The sequence below is a fragment of the Marivibrio sp. genome (genome assembly GCF_040218065.1).
Taxonomy (GTDB): Bacteria; Pseudomonadota; Alphaproteobacteria; order UBA8366; family Aestuariispiraceae; genus Marivibrio.
In genome coordinates, this window is the sequence record NZ_JAVJQE010000001.1 from 21,043 (window position 1) to 38,814 (window position 17,772).

The 17,772-nt window shown below is 71.4% G+C and carries 15 protein-coding genes; 5 read left to right on the forward strand and 10 right to left on the reverse strand.

Features of this window, described 5'->3' with window-relative positions; translation table 11 throughout:
• Positions 1-252 precede the first annotated feature (252 nt).
• The 5 genes from RIB45_RS00115 to RIB45_RS00135 all read right to left on the reverse strand — a co-directional run bounded on the left by RIB45_RS00115 (position 253) and on the right by RIB45_RS00135 (position 3,943).
• Entirely contained in the window at positions 253-894 is a 642-nt protein-coding gene (locus tag RIB45_RS00115; protein WP_350047494.1) for a GDSL-type esterase/lipase family protein, read from the reverse strand.
• 33 nt (positions 895-927) lie between these two features.
• Positions 928-2,238 (reverse strand): CCA tRNA nucleotidyltransferase, encoded by a 1,311-nt coding sequence (locus tag RIB45_RS00120; RefSeq protein ID WP_350047496.1) that lies wholly within the window; start codon positions 2,236-2,238, stop codon positions 928-930.
• Entirely contained in the window at positions 2,238-2,621 is a 384-nt protein-coding gene (locus RIB45_RS00125) for a DUF6111 family protein (RefSeq protein ID WP_350047498.1), read from the reverse strand. The genes RIB45_RS00120 and RIB45_RS00125 overlap by 1 nt, the downstream gene beginning before the upstream one ends.
• Positions 2,622-2,720: 99 nt before the next feature.
• Positions 2,721-3,371 carry a CoA pyrophosphatase gene (locus RIB45_RS00130; protein WP_350047500.1) on the reverse strand — a complete coding sequence of 217 codons (651 nt, stop codon included), beginning with the start codon at positions 3,369-3,371 and terminating at the stop codon, positions 2,721-2,723.
• Positions 3,368-3,943 carry a DUF1285 domain-containing protein gene (locus RIB45_RS00135; RefSeq protein ID WP_350047502.1) on the reverse strand — a complete coding sequence of 192 codons (576 nt, stop codon included), beginning with the start codon at positions 3,941-3,943 and terminating at the stop codon, positions 3,368-3,370. The genes RIB45_RS00130 and RIB45_RS00135 overlap by 4 nt, the downstream gene beginning before the upstream one ends.
• Positions 3,944-4,326: 383 nt before the next feature.
• Here RIB45_RS00135 and RIB45_RS00140 point away from each other — a divergent pair, with 383 nt between their 5' ends.
• From RIB45_RS00140 to RIB45_RS00160, 5 genes are all read left to right on the forward strand, one after another.
• On the forward strand, positions 4,327-5,283 hold the full coding sequence (locus RIB45_RS00140; protein ID WP_350047770.1) for an AAA family ATPase: 957 nt from the start codon (positions 4,327-4,329) through the stop codon (positions 5,281-5,283).
• Between the two features lie 137 nt (positions 5,284-5,420).
• Positions 5,421-6,257: a DUF58 domain-containing protein gene (locus tag RIB45_RS00145; protein WP_350047504.1), complete on the forward strand. Its 837-nt coding sequence runs from the start codon at positions 5,421-5,423 to the stop codon at positions 6,255-6,257.
• A gap of 24 nt (positions 6,258-6,281) precedes the next feature.
• A complete protein-coding gene (locus RIB45_RS00150) occupies positions 6,282-9,200 on the forward strand; it encodes a DUF4159 domain-containing protein (protein ID WP_350047506.1) in 2,919 nt (972 codons plus the stop codon).
• A complete protein-coding gene (locus tag RIB45_RS00155; RefSeq protein WP_350047508.1) occupies positions 9,197-11,368 on the forward strand; it encodes a hypothetical protein in 2,172 nt (723 codons plus the stop codon). The genes RIB45_RS00150 and RIB45_RS00155 overlap by 4 nt, the downstream gene beginning before the upstream one ends.
• A gap of 175 nt (positions 11,369-11,543) precedes the next feature.
• On the forward strand, positions 11,544-12,788 hold the full coding sequence (locus RIB45_RS00160; protein ID WP_350047510.1) for an aminotransferase class V-fold PLP-dependent enzyme: 1,245 nt from the start codon (positions 11,544-11,546) through the stop codon (positions 12,786-12,788).
• Positions 12,789-12,831: 43 nt separating this feature from the next.
• Here RIB45_RS00160 and RIB45_RS00165 read toward each other — a convergent pair whose 3' ends face one another.
• The 5 genes from RIB45_RS00165 to hemF form a co-directional block, all read right to left on the reverse strand.
• On the reverse strand, positions 12,832-13,710 hold the full coding sequence (locus RIB45_RS00165) for a TIGR01459 family HAD-type hydrolase (protein ID WP_350047512.1): 879 nt from the start codon (positions 13,708-13,710) through the stop codon (positions 12,832-12,834).
• Positions 13,711-13,794: 84 nt separating this feature from the next.
• Positions 13,795-15,318 carry an EAL domain-containing protein gene (locus RIB45_RS00170; RefSeq protein WP_350047514.1) on the reverse strand — a complete coding sequence of 508 codons (1,524 nt, stop codon included), beginning with the start codon at positions 15,316-15,318 and terminating at the stop codon, positions 13,795-13,797.
• A 110-nt stretch (positions 15,319-15,428) separates the two neighbouring features.
• Positions 15,429-16,460: a quinone-dependent dihydroorotate dehydrogenase gene (locus RIB45_RS00175; RefSeq protein WP_350047516.1), complete on the reverse strand. Its 1,032-nt coding sequence runs from the start codon at positions 16,458-16,460 to the stop codon at positions 15,429-15,431.
• Positions 16,461-16,465: 5 nt separating this feature from the next.
• Entirely contained in the window at positions 16,466-16,831 is a 366-nt protein-coding gene (locus RIB45_RS00180; protein WP_350047518.1) for a DUF952 domain-containing protein, read from the reverse strand.
• On the reverse strand, positions 16,822-17,772 hold the full coding sequence (gene hemF / locus RIB45_RS00185; protein ID WP_502882543.1) for an oxygen-dependent coproporphyrinogen oxidase: 951 nt from the start codon (positions 17,770-17,772) through the stop codon (positions 16,822-16,824). The genes RIB45_RS00180 and hemF overlap by 10 nt, the downstream gene beginning before the upstream one ends.

Here is a 17,772-nt window from a genome sequence, read left to right on the forward strand (position 1 = left end):
CCTTCGCGCGGACTCCCGGCGCGGCGCCAGCGGAGTCGGCGGGACGCCCGACCGCGCGCCGAGGAGGCCCGAAGGCGGCGCAACCCGAGCCTCGGCGCGCGGCCGAAGACCCCGGGGGACGCGGCCCGCGAAGCCCGCCTCAAACAGATCGCCGCCGCCAACCAGAAGACGTACGACGTCCTGCGCCGCCAGGCGCCCCCGGGGCGCCTGCAGTGGGGGCCCTTGCGACGGGGGCGCTTGCGACGGGGCGCGTCACCCCATCCACGCCCGCCAGGCGTCCCACTGGGCGACGATCTCGGCGATCTTGGCGTAGCCTTCGCCGGTCGGATGGACGCCGTCGCCCTCGGCCATGACCCGGTCCCAGGCCGGATCGTCGCCGAGCGTCGCGAAGAGATCGAGATAGGAGACGCCGAGCTCTTCGGCGATCGCGCGATAGGCGTCGTTCAGCTCGATGACGCGATCTCTGTAAAAGCGGTAGACCACGCCCGGTCCAGGGCTGATCTCCGGCGCGTCCCGCTGCGGCGGGGTGGGACCGATCCACAGGGTCGGTTTCCAGCTGGCGGCGCGCGACAGGATCGAGCGCGCGGTCGCCGCGGACTTCGGCAAAGGCGCCCGCTGGCCGACCCCTTGCTCGTCCGCCATGTCGTTCAGGCCGAACATGAAGACGAGGCGGCCGTCGACATGGTCGGGCAGGCGCGGGCGGCATTCGCGCTCCCAGCGCGCCGCGATCATCTCGCTGGTCTCGGCCCGCACGCCCAGATTGTAGCAGGACAGATCGTGTCCGCGACCCTCGATCTCGGCCGCGCACAGCCGGTTGGGCCAGCCGCGACAGGCGGCGTCGCCGGTCCCGACGGTGACGCTGTCGCCGACGAAGCAGATGCGCGCGATGGTCATGAGTGCGAGGTTCCCCCGGTGGTCTGGTTCAGATCAGTCTTGCGCGGCGGAGAGCGCGGCGGCCTCCGCCTTCAGCCGTTCGAGGCAGGCCGCGCGCTCGGGCGCCATTGCTTCCGAAAGCCACCAGCGCTCCACCGCCTTCAAGGCGCGCCCGACCGCCGGCCCCGGCGTCAAGCCTGCCGCGAGCGCGTCCGCTCCCGAAACGGGCAACTCCGTCGGCCGCCAATCCGCCGCCTCTTGCGTCAGGCGCTCCCACGCCTGCGGGTCGCGCCCCTCGGCCTCCGCCCGCGCCGCGCCGAGCAGCGCCAGATCCCAGGCGCGGTCGGCCCCAAGCCGGTAGAGCGCCTCGCGTCGCTGCAGCGCATCGGCCTGCGGATCGAACGAATGCGGCGGCGCGGCCAGCAGCGTCAGCCGCGCCGTTTCCTGGTTCGAGAGTTTGAGGCGCCGGGCGATCCCTTCCGCCGATCCTGCGCCAGCGTCGGGGCGCAGGCACAGCGCGGCCAGCCGGCGCAGCCAGTCGCGCCGCCCGGCCGCGCCTTCGCGCCCGACCAGCGCGGCCAGGACGTCCGGCGCCGCCGCTTCGGGCAGCCAGCAGGCCAGCAGGCCGTCGGCGATCATGGCGCGCACCGTCTCGCTCGGGGCGTCTCCCGCCAGCAGCCGGGCGAGCTCATGATGAACCCGCTCGGCCGACAGCTGCGGCAACAGGTCGCGCCGCTTGATGCAGGCGGCGTAATCGGGTCCCGTCGGGGCGCCGACGCCGAAGCGCGCGTGGAAGCGGCAGAAGCGCAGAATGCGCAGCACGTCCTCCCGGATGCGCAGGTCCGCCTCGCCGACGAACCGCACGCGCCCTGCGGCCAGGTCCGCCCGTCCGTCGAAATAGTCGTGCAGCGTCCCGTCCGGGTCGGCGGAGAGCGCGTTGATGGTGAAGTCGCGCCGCTCCGCGTCCTCGCGCCAGTCGGTCGTATAGGCGACGACGGCGCGCCGCCCGTCGGTCTCCACGTCGCGGCGCAGCGTGGTGATCTCGAACGGGCGGTGATTGACGACGGCGGTGATCGTGCCGTGGTCGAGTCCGGTCGGGATCGCCTTCAGGCCGGCGCCCTCCAGGCGACGCAGAACCTCTTCCGGAACCAGGTCGGTCGCCAGGTCGATGTCGCCGACCGGCGCGCCGGCCAGCGCGTCGCGCACGCAGCCGCCGACGAACCGGACCGTAGGCGGACCGCCTTCGGCGCGGACCCCGCCGGTCAGCGCCTCGATCACAGCGCGGCTCTCAGCCGCCGTCATCCACGGATGATCCTGCGGCTCGAGGCGTTCGGGGACGTCTGCTTGGGCGGCGCGCGCGGGCATTAGTCTTCGCGTTGGTTGGGCAGCGACGGCGGCGCGGTGCCAAGGCCGTCGAAGGTCTCGGACTCGCGCCCCGTCTTGCTTTCGCCGCTTTCATCCTGCTCGGCGGGTACGAAATGGCCGGGGATCAGTTCGCCGTTTTCGATCCGCGGCGGGACGTAGCGTTGGCCGGGCGCGGCCTCCCGCATCATGGCGACGGCGGACAGCGTCAACGCCGTCAGCACAGCCCCGGTCAGCACGAGGCGCGCCCACGGCCAATTCTGCCAGGCGGGGATCGGCTCGTGCCGCTCCTCCTTCTCGGCGCGCTTCTTGGCGAACCAGGCCCAGATGAAGAAGACGATCGTGGGCGCGATCAGCGGCAGGACGACGGTCAAAAAGGTGCGCACGGGCGGCGGCTCTCCCAATCGGTCGGAACGGCGGTCCGTCGCCAATGTAGGCTGCGGCGCCGCGCCCGCCAAGCGATGCGCGGCGCGCCGCCGCAGGCGCTATGGTCGCGAGCCGTCACGCATCAGCACGTCCGCCAGATTGACCAGCATGCCGGCCGTCGCCCCCCAGATATAATAGGAGCCGTAGGGCATGGCGTAGAAGTAGCGCGTGCGGCCCTCGTACTCGCGGCTGTGGCGCTGATGGTTCCGACGGTCCAGCAGGAACGAGAGCGGCGTCTCGAAGACGTCCGCCACCTCGAACGGATCGGGCTTCGGATCGATCGGCGGCGTTAGGAAGCCCACCACCGGCGTCACCCGAAAGCCGGTGCGGGTGATGTAGGGGTCGAGCGGCGCGATCACCTCGACCCGCTCGCGCGCGACGCCGACTTCCTCCTCCGCCTCGCGCAACGCGGCGTCGACCGCGTCGCGATCGTGCGGATCGATCCGGCCGCCGGGGAAGCTGACCTGCCCGGCGTGATCGCGCAAATGGTCGGTGCGCCGGGTCAGCAGAACGGTCGGACCCGCGCGATGCAGGACGATCGGCACGAGCACCGCCGCCGGCGTCAGCGTCGCGCGGGTCGGCGTCATGCCGGGATTGAGGTCGTCGTCGCCGCGGCGCGGCGCCTCCTCGTCGACGGCCGCGTCGCGGGCTTCTGCGGCGGCGCGCAGCCGCGCGACGATCCGCTCGGGGGAGAGCGCGCCTTCGCTCACCCGTCTTGCGCTCCGTCGTCGGCGGCGCCGAGAGGGAAGAAGGTCCCGGCGCTCTCGACGCCCAGCACCGGCCGGCCGGTCTCATCAAGCCGCTCCTCGGCCCGCTCGACCAGCTCATAGAAGACGGAGCGCGCGATCAGCGCCTCCAACCGGTCGCGCACCAGCACGTAGGGCGAGGGCTCGCCGGTCTTCGGGTCGACCGCGACGCGAATCGGGCGGTCCGGGCCGGCCTCCACCCAATAATCCAGATTGGTGCGAAAGCGCAGGACGCCCGGCTTGCTCTCGGCGTCGAGCTCGACGGCGACGAACGGCGCGTCTTCGACCGTCACCCGACCGCGCTCGCCGGGAGTCACCAGCCAATAGACGCCGTCGTCGTCGCGTTGCAGCACGGTGGCGAACAGCTTCACCAGCTTTTCGCGCCTGATCGGCTCGCCCTGGTGGCGCCACGTCCCGTCGCGGTCGATCGAGATGCCGAACTCCTGCTCATGCTCCGGCCAGGCGAAGCCGCTCAGGCCGCCGCCTTCCTCCATCAACTGCTTGAGACTTCGCGGCTTGTTCTCTTGCGCCGTCATACTCCGCCCGTCATCCTCGGATCGTCGGTCAAGGGACGCCGCGCCGGCGCGCTTGCGCGGGTCGGCGAGGCGGGCGGGAGATGCGGGGCGATCCGACAGGCGGCGCTGCGACGTCGCCCCTATCGCCCCGACAAAATACCGCCCTATTCTCTTGGGATGAATTAAGGATGCTTTAGCCGCCTGCGCAAGCGTCCCTTGGGAGCGGCGACCGCCCGTCGCGATGGGAGCCGCGCCCGTGAGCAATGCCGGTGAGCCGTGCCCGTGAGCCTTGCCCGTGAGCCTTGATGGAAGGAAGAGCGCCCGTGACCCAACCGTCGATCGCCGAGACCTCCGCGCCCGTCAGCGAGGAAGCGGAGCTGAGCGCCGCCCAACTCGCCGAGGATATGGAGGCGCTGGGCCAGCGCATGGCCGACGTACGCACCCAGATCGGGCGCGTCATCTACGGCCAGCAAGACGTCATCGATCAGGTGCTGACCACGATCCTGGCGGGCGGCCATCTGCTGTTGGTGGGCGTGCCGGGTCTCGGCAAGACGCTGCTGGTTGAGACGCTGGGCGGGGTCCTCGGTCTCGACAACAGGCGCATCCAGTTCACGCCGGACCTCATGCCGGCGGACATCCTGGGCTCGGAGGTGCTGGAGGAGGCCGAAGACGGTCGCCGGTCCTTCCGCTTCGTGCCCGGACCGGTCTTCACGCAGTTGCTGATGGGCGACGAGATCAACCGTGCGAGCCCGCGCACCCAGTCGGCGCTGCTCCAGGCGATGCAGGAGCGAAAAGTGTCCGTCGCCGGCCATCCGCACGACCTGCCGGCGCCCTTCCACGTCCTGGCGACGCAGAACCCGATCGAGCAGGAGGGCACCTATCCGTTGCCCGAAGCGCAGCTCGACCGGTTCCTGATGCAGGTGAACATCGGTTATCCCGATGCGGCGAGCGAGCGCGAGATCGTGCTGCGCACCACGGGTCTTAAGGCCGCCCGCGCCGGCGCCGTGTTCGACGGGGCCTCGCTGCAGGCGGCCCAGCGTCTGGTGCGTCAGGCGCCGGTCGGCGAAGCGGTGGTCGACGCCATCCTGAGGCTGGTGCGCGACGGCCGACCGGAGACCAGCGAGATCGAGGAGATCCGCCGAAACGTCGCCTGGGGTCCCGGTCCGCGGGCGAGCCAGGCCTTGATGCTGGCGGCGCGCGCCCGCGCGCTTCTTACCGGGCGACTCGCCCCGTCGACGGAGGATATCGCGGCGCTCGCCAAACCCGTGCTGCGCCATCGCATGGCGCTCAACTTCGCCGCTCGCGCCGACGGCGTCACCCTCGATTCCGTGATCGAGCGGCTGACCGCCGACTTGGCCTGAGCCTGCCGGATCCGAGAGGGAGAGCCGCCATAAGCGACGCGCCCGCCGATAGCGCCGGCCTGGACGGCGATGCGATCCGCGCTCGGGCTGAAAGCCTGGGCGAAAGCCTGCCCGGTCTGCTGATTGAGGCGGAGCGGGTGGCCGCGACCGTGGCGCAAGGCGTGCACGGTCGACGCCGCGTCGGCATGGGCGAGACCTTTTGGCAATATCGGCCGTTCGAAGCGCATGACGCGGCGTCCGCCGTCGATTGGCGGCGCTCGGCTCGCTCCGACAGCCTCTTCGTGCGCGAAACCGAGTGGGAGGCCGCGCAGAGCGTTTGGCTATGGGCCGACGCGTCGGCGTCGATGCGTTACGCGTCCGGGCGCCGTCTTCCTATGAAGGGCGACCGCGCGCGGCTGCTCCTTCTGGCGAGCGCCGCCTTGCTGCTGCGCGGCGGCGAGCGCGTCGCGCTGATGGGGGCCGAAGATCGGCCCGGGATGGGCCGTTTGGCGCTGGAGCGGATCGCAGACCGGCTGCTGCTGCATCCGTCCGGCGATCCGGCGGCGACGCTAAGCCTCGGCCTTCCGCCGGAGGAGCGGCTGCCGCGTCATGCGCAGGCGCTGCTGTTCGGCGATTTCCTGTCGCCGGCGGAGGAAATCGCGGCGCGCCTCGCCGGCTTCGCCGCGCACCGTGTGGGCGGGGCGCTGGTTCAAGTGCTGGACCCGGCCGAGGAGGCGCTGCCGTTCGTCGGACGGACCCGGTTTCAAGGGATGGAGGCGGAGGGCGATCTGGTCGTCGGCCGCGTCGAGAGCCTCCGCGAGGCCTACGCCGAGAGAATGACGGCCCACCGCGCCGCTTTGGAGGACGCCTGCCGGGCCGCCGGCTGGCGCCTGCTGGTCCACCACACCGACCAGCCGCCGGAACAGGCGCTTCTCACGCTCTATATGGCGATGGCGCACGACGATCCGCACAGCGCCCGGTTCGGCGCCGGCTGACGGGATGGGAGGGGACGCTAGACCATGCTGACGCTCGGCCCGCTCGCCTTCCTGCAACCCTGGCTTCTGGCGGGGTTGTTGGCCTTGCCCGTGCTGTGGTGGCTGTTGCGGGTTCTGCCGCCGGCGCCGAAGACGGTGCGCTTTCCGGCGATCAGGCTGCTGTTCGGCTTGGAGAGCCCGGAGAAGACCCCGGACGCCGCGCCCTGGTGGTTGATCCTTCTGCGGCTGCTGGCTGCTGCGTTGCTGATCCTGGCGATCGCCTCGCCCGTTCTCAATCCCGAACGCGGCCTTGACGGCGAGGGGCCGCTGGTGCTGATCGTCGACGACGGCTACGCGGCCGCGCCGGCGTGGGGCGATCGGCAGGCGCGGCTGGCCTCGTTGGCGGAAATCGCCGGCCGGGAGGGGCGCCCCGTGCGTATCCTGACGACCGCGCGCGCGCCTGACGGGGCCCCGCCCGAGATCTCCGACGCCATGCCGGCGGCGCGCGCCGTCGATGCGATCGACGCGCTGAGCCCGAAGCCGTGGCCCGGCGACCGCGAGGCGGCGTTGGCGGCGCTTCAGGCGGCGAGCCTCGAGGGCGCGCAAGCGGCGATCGTGTGGGCCGCCGACGGGCTGGACGGGCCGGGAACGCAAGCTTTGGTGGAGCGCCTGACGGCGATCGGCGCGCTCAGCGTACTGACGCCGGACGACCGTCTCTCTCCGCTGCTCGCGATCCCGCCGCGCGCCGGCGTTTCGGATCTTGCCGTGACGGTGCGCCGGGCCGACGCGCAGGGCGTGCGCGAGGTGACGCTGACCGCCCGCGGTCCGGACGGTCGGCCGCTCGCCCGGCAGAGCGCGCGCTTCGAGGCGGGAGAGCGCGAGATCGACCCGGTTCTCGATATTCCGCGGGCGGTGCGCAACGATCTGGCCGCGGTGACGGTGGAAGCTCCCGGGGCCGCGCCCGAAACCGGGGACGGCGTCGCGGACGAGGCTGCGCGCCAGGCGGCGGAGCGGGTGGCGACCCCGCTCGGCCCGGCGGCGACGGCGCTGTTCGACGAGCGCTGGGCGCGCCGTCCGGTGGGCGTGGTCTCCGACGCCGGGCGCGACGTCGGGCTCGCGCTGCTCTCGGAGGTCTATTATCTCGATCGCGCGCTGGCGCCGGTCGGGGATTTGAGCCGCGCCCCCGCCGACATCCTTATCCGCAGCGGCCAAACGGCGATCTTCCTGCCCGATTCCACCCCGATCGATGCGGGCGAGCGCGCGCAGCTCCAGGCCTGGATCGAAGAGGGCGGCGTCCTGGTGCGTTTCGCCGGGCCGCGGCTCGCCCAGGCGGGGGACGACGCGCTCACGCCCGTCGCGCTGCGTCGCGGCGGCCGCCAACTCTCCGGGGCGCTGCAATGGACGGAGCCGGCGAAGATCGGGACCGTCTCGGACTTCGGCCCCTTCGCCGGCCTCGACCTCGACAGTGAAGCGGTGGTGAAGCAGCAGGTATTGGCCGAACCCTCTTTGGACCTGGAGCAGAAGACCTGGATGCGGCTCGAGGACGACACGCCGCTGGTGACGGCCGAGAGACGCGGCGACGGCTGGCTCGTCCTGGTGCACACCACTGCGAACACCGAATGGTCGACGCTGGCGTTGTCGGGGCTCTTCGTCGAGATGCTGCAACGGCTGACCGAACTCGGCGCGGGCGTCGCCTCGGCCGCGCCGGGGGCGGCGGACAGGCCGCTCGCGCCGGTGCAGACGCTGGACGGCTTCGGTCGGCTGGTGCAGGCGCCGGTGACGGCGCGCCCGATCCCGGCCGACCAGTTGGCGAGCGCGCCGATCGGACCCGCCCACCCGCCCGGCTTCTATGGGACGGAGACGGCGCGCCACGCCGTCAATCTGGGGCCGACGATCGAAGATTTCCGTCCCTTCCCCGAGACGCCGCCCGGCGTCGCGCGCGCCGGCTACGCGCCGGCGGCCGAGCGGCCGCTGGCGCAGTGGATCTATCTGGCCGCCTTCCTTCTGCTGTTGCTGGACGGGCTGGTGACGTTGGTCCTGCGCGGCCAAGCCCCGGGTCTCGGCGCGCTGTCGCGCGGGCGCGCCGGCGGCGGCGTCGCGGCCGCCGGCCTCGCCCTGGCTCTTCTGGCGGTCGCGCCCGGCGGGGCGGCGGCGCAGAACGCGCTTGATGAGACTCAGGAAGTGGGGCCCGGCGTCGGTCAAAGCTCAGACCTGGACGCCCGCGGTCCGGACGGTCGGCTCACGGACGAAGCTTTCGCGCTGCGTGCGGCGAGCGCGACAACGCTCGCCTATGTCAGGACCGGCGATCCGGAGATCGACCGGATCAGCGAAGCAGGGCTGAAAGGCCTCGCCATGATCCTGCGCCAGCGGACGGCCGTCGAGGCGGCGGAGCCGCTCGGCGTCGACGTGCGGGAGGACGATCTCTCCTTCTTCCCGCTGCTCTATTGGCCGGTGACCGACGGCCAGCCGACCCTGCATCAGGGGGCGGTCGACCGGCTGAACGAGTTCCTGGCGAACGGCGGCACGATCCTGTTCGACACCCGCGACGCCCACCTCTCGGCGGGACGGATGAGCGCCGCGTCCGACGGGCTGCGGCGGATCGCGCGCGGCGTCGACATCCCGGAACTGACGCCGGTTCCGCCGGATCATGTGCTGACCAAGAGCTTCTATTTGATGCAGGACTTCCCCGGCCGCTGGACCGGCGACACGCTGTGGATCGAGAAGCCGGGCGCGGCCTCGGTCAATGACGGGGTGGCCCGGGTGTTGGTCGGCGGTGCGGATTTCGCCGGCGCGTGGGCGATCGACGACGCCGGCCGACCGCTGTTTCCGGTCAGCCCGGGCGGCGATCGTCAACGCGAATTGTCCTATCGCTTCGGCGTGAACCTCGTGATGTACGCCCTGACCGGCAACTACAAGGCCGATCAGGTGCACATCCCCGCGATCCTGGAGCGGCTCGGCCAATGATCGACGGTCTCACAATCGTTTTCGATCCGCTGTTGCCTTGGGGCGCGCTCGGCGCGCTCGGCGCGGCGGCGTTCGCGCTGTTCGTCCTGGGCGCGGCCGCCGGGGCGCCGGGATCGGCGTTGCGCGGGCTTCTCTCGGCGGCGATCCTCGCGGCGCTCGCCAACCCCTCGGCCGTTCAGGAGCAGCGTCAACCGATCAAGGACGTCGCGATTCTGGTGGTCGACGAAACGCCGAGCCAGGAGACCGCCGGGCGGCTTGAGGCGACGCGCGCGGCGGCGGACGAGATGGAGGCGCGGCTCCGGCGCTATGACGACAGTTTGGAGGTGCGCCGCCTGACGGTGCGCCACGGCTCGATCGCCGACGGCGCCAAAGGAACGCGGCTGATCGCGACGCTGCGCGGCGCGTTGGCCGACACGCCGACGCGGCGCTTCGCCGGCGCCATCCTGGTGACCGACGGCCAGGTGCACGACGTGCCGCAACCCGATCCGGCCACCGGCGATGTCGCGCGCGGTCTGCCCGGGCCGATCCACGCCCTGATCGTGGGCGAGGAGGAGGCCTCGGATCGACGGCTCACGGTGGTCGAGGCGCCGGGCTACGGCCTGGTGGACGAGCCGGTGACCCTGCGGGTGCGAGTCGATGATCCGGCCGCCGCGCCGGGCGAGACGGCGCGCGTCACGCTCGCCCTCGACGGCGCGCCGCAACGCGGCGTGCGCGCGCCGATCGGCCAGACGACGGAGATCCGCGTCACCCCCACGCATCGCGGCCCGTCGATCGTCGAACTCGCCACGCCTGAACGGCCGGGCGAGCTGTCGCCGGTCAACAACCGAGCCGTGCTGTCGATCAACGGCGTGCGCGACCGGCTTCGGGTTCTGCTGGTCTCCGGCCAGCCGCATCCGGGAGAGCGGACCTGGCGCAATCTGCTGAAGTCCGACCCGTCGGTGGATCTGGTGCACTTCACCATTCTGCGCCCGCCGGAGAAACAGGACGGCACGCCGATCCATGAGCTGTCCCTCATCGCGTTCCCGACGCGCGAGCTCTTTGAGATCAAGCTGGACGAATTCGATCTGGTGGTTTTCGACCGTTATCGTCGGCGCGGCGTGCTGCCGGCCATCTATCTAAACAACATCGTGCGCTACGTGGAGGAAGGCGGCGCGCTGCTGCAGGCCGTCGGGCCCGGCTTCGCCGGTCCTTACAGTCTTTTCCGCACGGATCTCGGCCGCATGATGCCGGGCGCGCCGACCGGCGCGGTGATCGAGCGCGGCTTCACGCCCCAGGTGACCGACCGCGGGCGGCGCCATCCGGTCACCGCCAATCTGCCGGGCGGACCGGGCGTGACGCTGAACCGCGACGGGGCGGCGGTGACCGCGCGCCGCTCGGACCCGGTGTGGGGACGCTGGTTTCGGCAGATCGAGACCGACGCGCGCGCCGGCGAGACTCTGATGACCGGGGCGGAGGACCTGCCGCTGCTGCTGCTCGACCGGGTGGGCGAGGGGCGGATCGCGCAGATGAACAGCGACCATATTTGGCTGTGGGCGCGCGGCTTCGAAGACGGCGGCCCGCAGGCGGAACTGCTGCGCCGCCTCGCCCATTGGCTGATGAAGGAGCCGGAGCTGGAAGAGGAGGACCTGCGCGCGCGCGCCGACGGCGACCGGCTGGAGGTGCGGCTGCGCAGCCTCGACCCGATGGTCGAACCGACGGTGCAGGTGACCGGCCCCGACGGGACCATGCGCAATCTGACTCTCTCCAGCGACGGGGCGGGCGGCTACACCGGGGCGCTGCCGTTGGAGCGCACGGGCCTCTACAGCGTGACCGACGGGGAGCGTACGGCGCTCGCCGCGGCGGGTGCGCTCAATCCTCTGGAGATGGCGGCGCTGTCGGCCGACGCCCGGCCGCTGGCCCCGCTGGTGGACGCGACCGGCGGCTCGCTCGCGCGGTTCGCGCCGGCGCAGGGGAGCGATCTGCAGGCGGCCGTCGCCGGGCCGGCTCTGCCGACCCTGCGGCGTGTCGACGCGGATCGCCCGGCCGGCGGCGCGGACTGGTTCGGCCTGCGGGAGAACCGCGACTATGTGGTGACCGGCGTCGCCACGGCCTCGTTGATGCCGGGCTGGCTGTTGCTGGCGTCGGCGCTGGCGCTGATGGCCTTCGCCTGGCGGCGCGAGGCGAAATAACGCGCGCCCGCGCCGGCGCGCGCCGAGCGCCGGGCCTCGCATGGCTTGACGGGTCCGCATCCCCGCCCGAAAGTATTCGTCGTAGCGTGCAGCGCCCGTGCTTTCCGCGACGCCCGGCCTTCGGACCGGACGCTTCGAGCGGCGGCGCCGCCAAGACGAAGGAACCGGCGCGGCCATGCGCCTCAACGACGACAGATCCGCGATGGAGCCCGAAGGCGCCGCGCATCCGGGCGATCCTGCGAAGCCCGCCCCCGCTTCCGACCCTGCGCCGGCCTTCGGCGTCGGCGCGCGCGGGCTGTTCATGCTCGAGCCCGAGGCGGTCTATCTCAATCACGGGGCTTTCGGCGCTTCGCCGCGGCCGGTGGCGGAAACGCAAGCCGCGTTGCGCACCCATATCGAGCGCCAGCCGTCGCGCTTCATGCGCGATGAATTGCCCGGGCTGATCCGTCGGTCGGCCGATCGGCTGGGCGCCTATGTGGGCGCGCGCGGCGAAGACCTCGTCTTCCTGGACAACGCCACGACGGCGATGAACGCGGTGCTGCGGTCGTTCGTGCTGATGCCGGGCGACGAGGTGGTGACGACCAGCCATTGCTACGGCGCCGTCCTGCGCACGCTGGAGTTCGTCTGCGATCGCGCCGACGCCCGGCTGATCTCCGCCGACGTGCCGTTCCCGATTCACGATCCGGGCGCGGTGACCGAGGCGGTGGTCAGCGCGCTCAGCGCCCGCACGCGGTTGTTGGTGATCGATCACGCGACCTCCAAGACAGCGCTTGTTTTCCCACTCGAGGAGATCGTCGCCGAGGCGCGCGAACGCGGCGTCGCCGTGCTGGTGGACGGGGCGCACGCCCCGGGCATGCTGCCGCTCGATCTTGAGGCGCTCGGCGCCGACTTCTACGCCGCCAACTGCCACAAATGGCTGGGCGCGCCGCGCGGGGCCGCGATGCTGTGGGCGACGCCGGCGCGCCAGCCTTACGTTCGGCCTACGACGATCAGCCATTTCGTCGCCGACGGCTTCACCGCCGCCTTCGACTGGCCTGGGACGAAGGATTTCACCCCTTGGCTGTGCACCGGCGCGGCGCTGGACTTCCGGGCGCGTTGGGGCGAGGCGGCGATCGCCGAGCGGTGCGGCGGCCTGATCCGTGAGGCGGCCCGTCAAATCGCCCGCGATTTGGGGACCCAGCGCGGGGGGCCGGATTCCATGACCGGCTTCATGGCGACCGTCGCCCTGCCCGAGGGGCCGCCGGCGAAGCCGGCTGAAGCCGATCGCCTGCGCCGTCGGCTGCTGGCGGAGGAGGGCGTCGAGGCGGACGTTCAGGCCTTCGAAGGTCGGCTTTGGGTGCGGGTCTGCGCCTATCTCTACAACGAGGCGGCGGAGTACGAGCGCCTTGCCGCCGGGCTGAAGCGCATCCTCGCGGACTGAGGGCGCCCGCGCGCACGTCTTCGAGACGGTCGCGGGCGCTCGCCTACCAGCGGAAATCCGTCGCGGCGTAGCTGGGCGCGACGCCGCGGGCCTCGGCCAGCCGTTGGACCGCCTCGGCGCTCAACGGCGACGGCAGGTCGTCTTTGTGGATGCCGCCGGCGATGAAGAGGCTGTCCAAGCCGCTGTCGCGCGCGCCCTGGATGTCGTGTTGCAGGCTGTCGCCGATCCCAAGCCCCGGCGCGTCGGTCCGGAGCGCGTCGCGAATGCGCTGATAGACCTCCGGACGCGGCTTGCCGTGCCAGCGCACGCGCCCGCCCATCGCCTCATAGGCGGCCGCCACCTCGCCCGGGCACATCTTCAGCGTCCCGTCCGGCTGCACGCTGACCCGGTCCGGATTGGCGCAGGTCATCGGCAAGTCGCGCGCCAGCGCCGCCTCCAAGGCGGGCCGATAGGCGTCGAGGTGAGCGTCGTCGGTGCCGGAGCACAGCAGGAAGTCGGCCGTTTCGACCGTCTCGACCTCGCGCACGTCGCAGCCCTCAAGAATCCCGCGGTCGTCGTCCCACCAAAAGCCGACGAAGTTCGGACCCAGATCGCGATAAAACGGGTCGTCCGCATCCGCGCGCCCGCGCTGCAGCAGCCCGCGATGGACTTCCTCTCCCGAAGTGACGACCGTATCATAGAGCGCGCGCGGAAAGCCCATCGCTGCGAGCCGCTTGTGGCTCTCCTGGACCCGCTTGCCTGAGTTCGAAAGGAGGGCGATCTTTGCGCCCGTGCGCGTCGAAAGCGCGCGCAGGCGCTCCATCGCGTCGATCGCGCCCGGGTGGGCCTCGACGCCGTTGTGCAGCACGCCCCATTGATCGATGACGAACAGCCCGTAGCGCTCGGCGATTTCGCCCAGCCCCTTGATCACCTCAATGCTCATGACGCTCCCCTCAGGCTTGCACGCTCGCGACGCTAGATGGCGGAGCGAGGGGGGCGGGTCAAGCGCGCCCGGCGGCCGACCCCGTCACTCCGCGCCGCGGCGTTCCGCCCCGTCGCCTTGATCGCGGCTGAGGCGCGGCTCGCCGAAGAGATAGCCCTGCCCGAAGTCGATGTTGAACTCGAGGAGTTCGACCAGCATGCGTTCGGTCTCGATGCGCTCGACGATTAGGTCAACGTCGCGCGCGTCGAGCTGCTGCTTCAGCATGCGCAGGCTGCTGGCCGCATCCCCGCCCGAGTCCAACGTCTCCAGGATCAGCCCGGCGTCGATCTTCAGGAAGTGGATGTTGAGCGCCTCTAACTCGTCGAGGTCGAGATCGAGTCGATCGACCGCGTCCAGCGAAAAGCGATAGCCCATCGCCGCGATGCGCTTGAGGTCGGGGGCTAGGCGCTCGCGCTGACGGTCGAAATCCGCCTGCGCCATCTCAAGCACCAGACTGGAGGCGAGTTCGCGATGATTTTCCATATAGGCGATGAAATCGCGGAAGAACTCGCGATCCGCCAACGTATGGGGGGAGATGTTGCAGAAGAAGGCGGTCGTCGCGTCGCGCCGACGCACCTTGCGCAGCAACTGCACGCACCGGAACAACAACATGTTGTCGACGGCGGTCGACAGACCGGCCCGGCGCGCGGGGTCGAGATACTGGTCGGGCGTGACGACGGTCCCGTCCTCCGCCCGGATCCGACTGAAGCATTCGTAGAACCGTCGCTTGCGCTGGGGCAGGCTGACGATCGGCTGCAGGTAAAGGTCGACGCGATCCTGGCGCAAGCCGTCGCGCACGATCTCCAAGACCCGCTCTTCGCTCAGCGCGTTCGGCCCGCCGTCCGCCACCACCCGCAAGGGCGGGCGCGAGCGTTCGCGCGGCGGCGGCGCGGCGCGCCCCAAGCGCGGTTCGGTCCGCGGTTCAGCCCGCGCTTCGCCGGGCGGTTCCGTCCCGCGTCCCTGGCGGGGCGGCGCGAGCGGGCGCTCCGCCGGCGGGCCTTTCACCGCGGCGGGGGCGTCGTCGGCGTAGAGCTGCTCGACCAGTTGGTGCAGGACGCGCACTTCCGACTCGACGTCTGGATCGTCAGACGCGCGCCGCGCCGCGCCGGGGCCGCCTGGCGGCCGATCCGAGCCCGCCGCCGGCGCCGCGTCCCGGGCGTCGTGTCGGCCGGACCCCGACCCTGCGTCCCACCCTGCGTCCCAACCCGCCGCCGGACCGGTCTCCCGGCCTGCCTCCTGGGCCGCCGCCCGGATCGCGGCGAGCACGTCGTCGCCGTCTTCGGTCTCGATCAATTCAAACAGGCGCCGGATCTCGTCTCGGCTGACGGCCAACTCTTGCGCCAATCGGTCGTGCGCGCGCTTCAGCAATAGAATCCGCCGGACGGCTTGCGCCTCCGCTCGACGGCGCTGCACGTGCTCGTGCAACGTGAAGGCTGTCAGAAACAGAATCAGGCCGGCCAACGCGGCCTGTCCCGCGCTCAGCCAGCCGAGCCACGCGGTCGTCGCCGCGAGGCCGGCCGCCGCCAGCGCGTAAAGCGTCGTCAGAACCGTCTGTCCGGCAGCGCCCATCGATCCCCGTCGCGCCCAAGCCCCTCGACGCGCCGACCGCGCGCGTCTTCCGCCTGTCATAAAACGAAACCGCACGGAAGGCTAGGTTTGCGGCGACGTCGCGAGCGCCGTCAGTCGGCGCGCGCCAGCCCGTCCAGGATGCGCGGGATCAGCTGCGGCCCTTCAAAGACCAGCGCGGAATAGAGTTGCACCAGCGTCGCCCCGGCCGCCAGCTTCGCCCGGGCGTCCCCGGCCGAGCCGACGCCGCCGACCCCGATCATCGGGACCGCGCCGTCCGTCAGCGCCGCCATGCGCGCCAAAGCCTCGGTCGATCGTCGGAAGAGCGGTCGCCCGCTCAACCCTCCCGTCTCCTGCGCCTTCGCCTTGTCGGCCAGCCCGTCCGGACGGGCGATCGTCGTGTTGGAGACGATCAAGCCGTCACAGCCGCCGTCGCGGGCGAAGCGGGCGATCGCCTCCTCGTCGGCGGGCGCGAGGTCGGGGGCGATCTTGACCAGGACGGCGGGGACCGGCCTGCCGGTCACGACCCGGTCGCGGGCGTCGCGCACCGCCTCCGTCAGGCGCCGCAGATCGTCGACCGACTGCAAGGCGCGCAGGCCCGGAGTGTTGGGACTGGAGACGTTGACCACAAGGTAGCTTGCGACGTAGGCCAGTTTCTCCGCGCCGATCCGATAGTCGGCGGCCGCGTCCGCGCTGTCCTTGTTCTTTCCCAGATTGACGCCGACAATCGCTGCGGGGCGCTCTTGGCGAAAGGCCTCCAGGCGCCGTCGCGCGGCCTCCGCGCCCTCATTGTTGAAGCCGAGGCGGTTGATGACGCCGCGATCGGCGGGCAAGCGGAAGACGCGCGGGCGCGGGTTTCCCGGCTGCGGCTTCGGCGTGATCGAGCCGACTTCGACGAAGCCGAACCCTGCGTCGAGCATCGGCCCCATGACTTCGGCGTTCTTATCGAAGCCGGCTGAGAGCCCGATCGGATTCGGGAATCGCAGGCCGAACGCTTCAAGCGCGAGGGCCGGATGGGCGTCCGACCGCGCCGTCGGGCCGAGGCCCGCCTTGAGCGCCTTGACCGTGAGGCCGTGCGCGCGCTCGGCGTCGAGCGCGCGCAACAGCGGCAGCCCGATCGGCGCCAGCAGGTCGCCCAGCGCCATCCGGATCAGCCCTCGCGGCCGGGCAGCGGGTCCGGGAAGCTGTGCGCGCCGTCTTCGTCGAGCGGCAACGGATCGACCGAGACGACCGCCTCCACCGGCACGGCGGCGTAGACATGCGGGAACAGCTTGCCGCCGCGGGATTCCTCCCACTTGAGGGCGCCGGCGGGCAGGCTCTCCGGGTCGACGGTCAGCAGCATCAGATCGGGTTCGCCCGCGCGATGGCGGCGCGCGCTCTCTTTGATCTGATCGGCGGTGGAAAAATGCAGGAAGCCGTCGGCGCGATCGGCCGGCAGTCCGTCGTAACGGCCGCTTGCGATCGCGCGCGTCCAGCCTTCCGCCTTTGCGAGGTGGTAGATCGGACCTACGGCCATTTCGCCTCCGGCGGCAGCGACATCAGCACCGCCTCCGGATTGCCGCCGGTCATCAGGCCGAAGCGGGTGCCGCGGTCGTAGACGAGATTGAACTCGGCGTAGCGCCCGCGCTTGACGAGCTGCCACTCGCGCTCGGCCTCGGACCAGGGCTCCTGCATATGGCGGCGCACCAGCTCCGGATAGATCGCCAGGAAGGCGGCGCCGACGTCGCGGGTCAGGTTGAAGTCGCGCTCCCAATCGCCGCTGTCGAGATAATCGTAGAAGACGCCGCCGACGCCGCGCGCCTCGCCGCGATGCTTGATGAAGAAATAGTCGTCGCACCACGCCTTGAAGCGCGGGTAGTACGCCGGGTCGTAGGGATCCAGCGCGGCCTTGAAGGCCTGGTGGAAATCGGCCGTGTCCTGCGCGACCTCCACCATCGGATTGAGGTCGGAGCCGCCGCCGAACCAGCTGCGTCCTGTCACGATCATGCGCGTGTTCATGTGGACGGCGGGAACTTTCGGGCTGCGCATGTGCGCCACCAGTGAAATCCCGCTGGCCCAGAAAGCGCCGTCGGACGCGTCGGCGCCTGGAATCTCCTTGGCGAACTGGGGCGAGAAATGGCCGTGCACGGTGGAGATGTTGACGCCCACCTTCTCGAACACGCGCCCCTCGCGCAGGATTCCCATCTCGCCGCCGCCGCCGAGCTCGGGATTGGCGCCTGCGTCGGCGGCCTCGTCCTGGCGGTTCCACTTTTTACGCTCGAATTTACCGGGCGGCAGGTCGGCGTGGGGTTGGCCGGGATCGAGCTCGGCCTCGATCTCCTCGAAGGCCGCGCAGATCCGGTCGCGCAGATCGCGGAACCAGGCGCTGGCGCGGGCTTTGCGGTCCTCCATCGCGGCCGCGTCGGGCAGCGGCGTGGCGGTTTCGGGCGGGCGGCGGTCAGGATGCGTCTCTGTCAT

Excerpts from the sequence above, each read along its gene's own strand:
- RIB45_RS00115 (WP_350047494.1), bottom strand. The coding sequence starts at position 894 with ATGACCATCGCGCGCATCTGCTTCGTCGGCGACAGCGTCACCGTCGGG.
- RIB45_RS00120 (WP_350047496.1), bottom strand. The coding sequence starts at position 2,238 with ATGCCCGCGCGCGCCGCCCAAGCAGACGTCCCCGAACGCCTCGAGCCG.
- RIB45_RS00135 (WP_350047502.1), bottom strand. The coding sequence starts at position 3,943 with ATGACGGCGCAAGAGAACAAGCCGCGAAGTCTCAAGCAGTTGATGGAG.
- RIB45_RS00140 (WP_350047770.1), top strand. The coding sequence starts at position 4,327 with ATGGAGGCGCTGGGCCAGCGCATGGCCGACGTACGCACCCAGATCGGG.
- RIB45_RS00150 (WP_350047506.1), top strand. The coding sequence starts at position 6,282 with ATGCTGACGCTCGGCCCGCTCGCCTTCCTGCAACCCTGGCTTCTGGCG.
- RIB45_RS00155 (WP_350047508.1), top strand. The coding sequence starts at position 9,197 with ATGATCGACGGTCTCACAATCGTTTTCGATCCGCTGTTGCCTTGGGGC.
- RIB45_RS00160 (WP_350047510.1), top strand. The coding sequence starts at position 11,544 with ATGCGCCTCAACGACGACAGATCCGCGATGGAGCCCGAAGGCGCCGCG.
- RIB45_RS00165 (WP_350047512.1), bottom strand. The coding sequence starts at position 13,710 with ATGAGCATTGAGGTGATCAAGGGGCTGGGCGAAATCGCCGAGCGCTAC.
- RIB45_RS00170 (WP_350047514.1), bottom strand. The coding sequence starts at position 15,318 with ATGGGCGCTGCCGGACAGACGGTTCTGACGACGCTTTACGCGCTGGCG.
- RIB45_RS00175 (WP_350047516.1), bottom strand. The coding sequence starts at position 16,460 with ATGGCGCTGGGCGACCTGCTGGCGCCGATCGGGCTGCCGCTGTTGCGC.
- RIB45_RS00180 (WP_350047518.1), bottom strand. The coding sequence starts at position 16,831 with ATGGCCGTAGGTCCGATCTACCACCTCGCAAAGGCGGAAGGCTGGACG.
- hemF (WP_502882543.1), bottom strand. The coding sequence starts at position 17,772 with ATGACAGAGACGCATCCTGACCGCCGCCCGCCCGAAACCGCCACGCCG.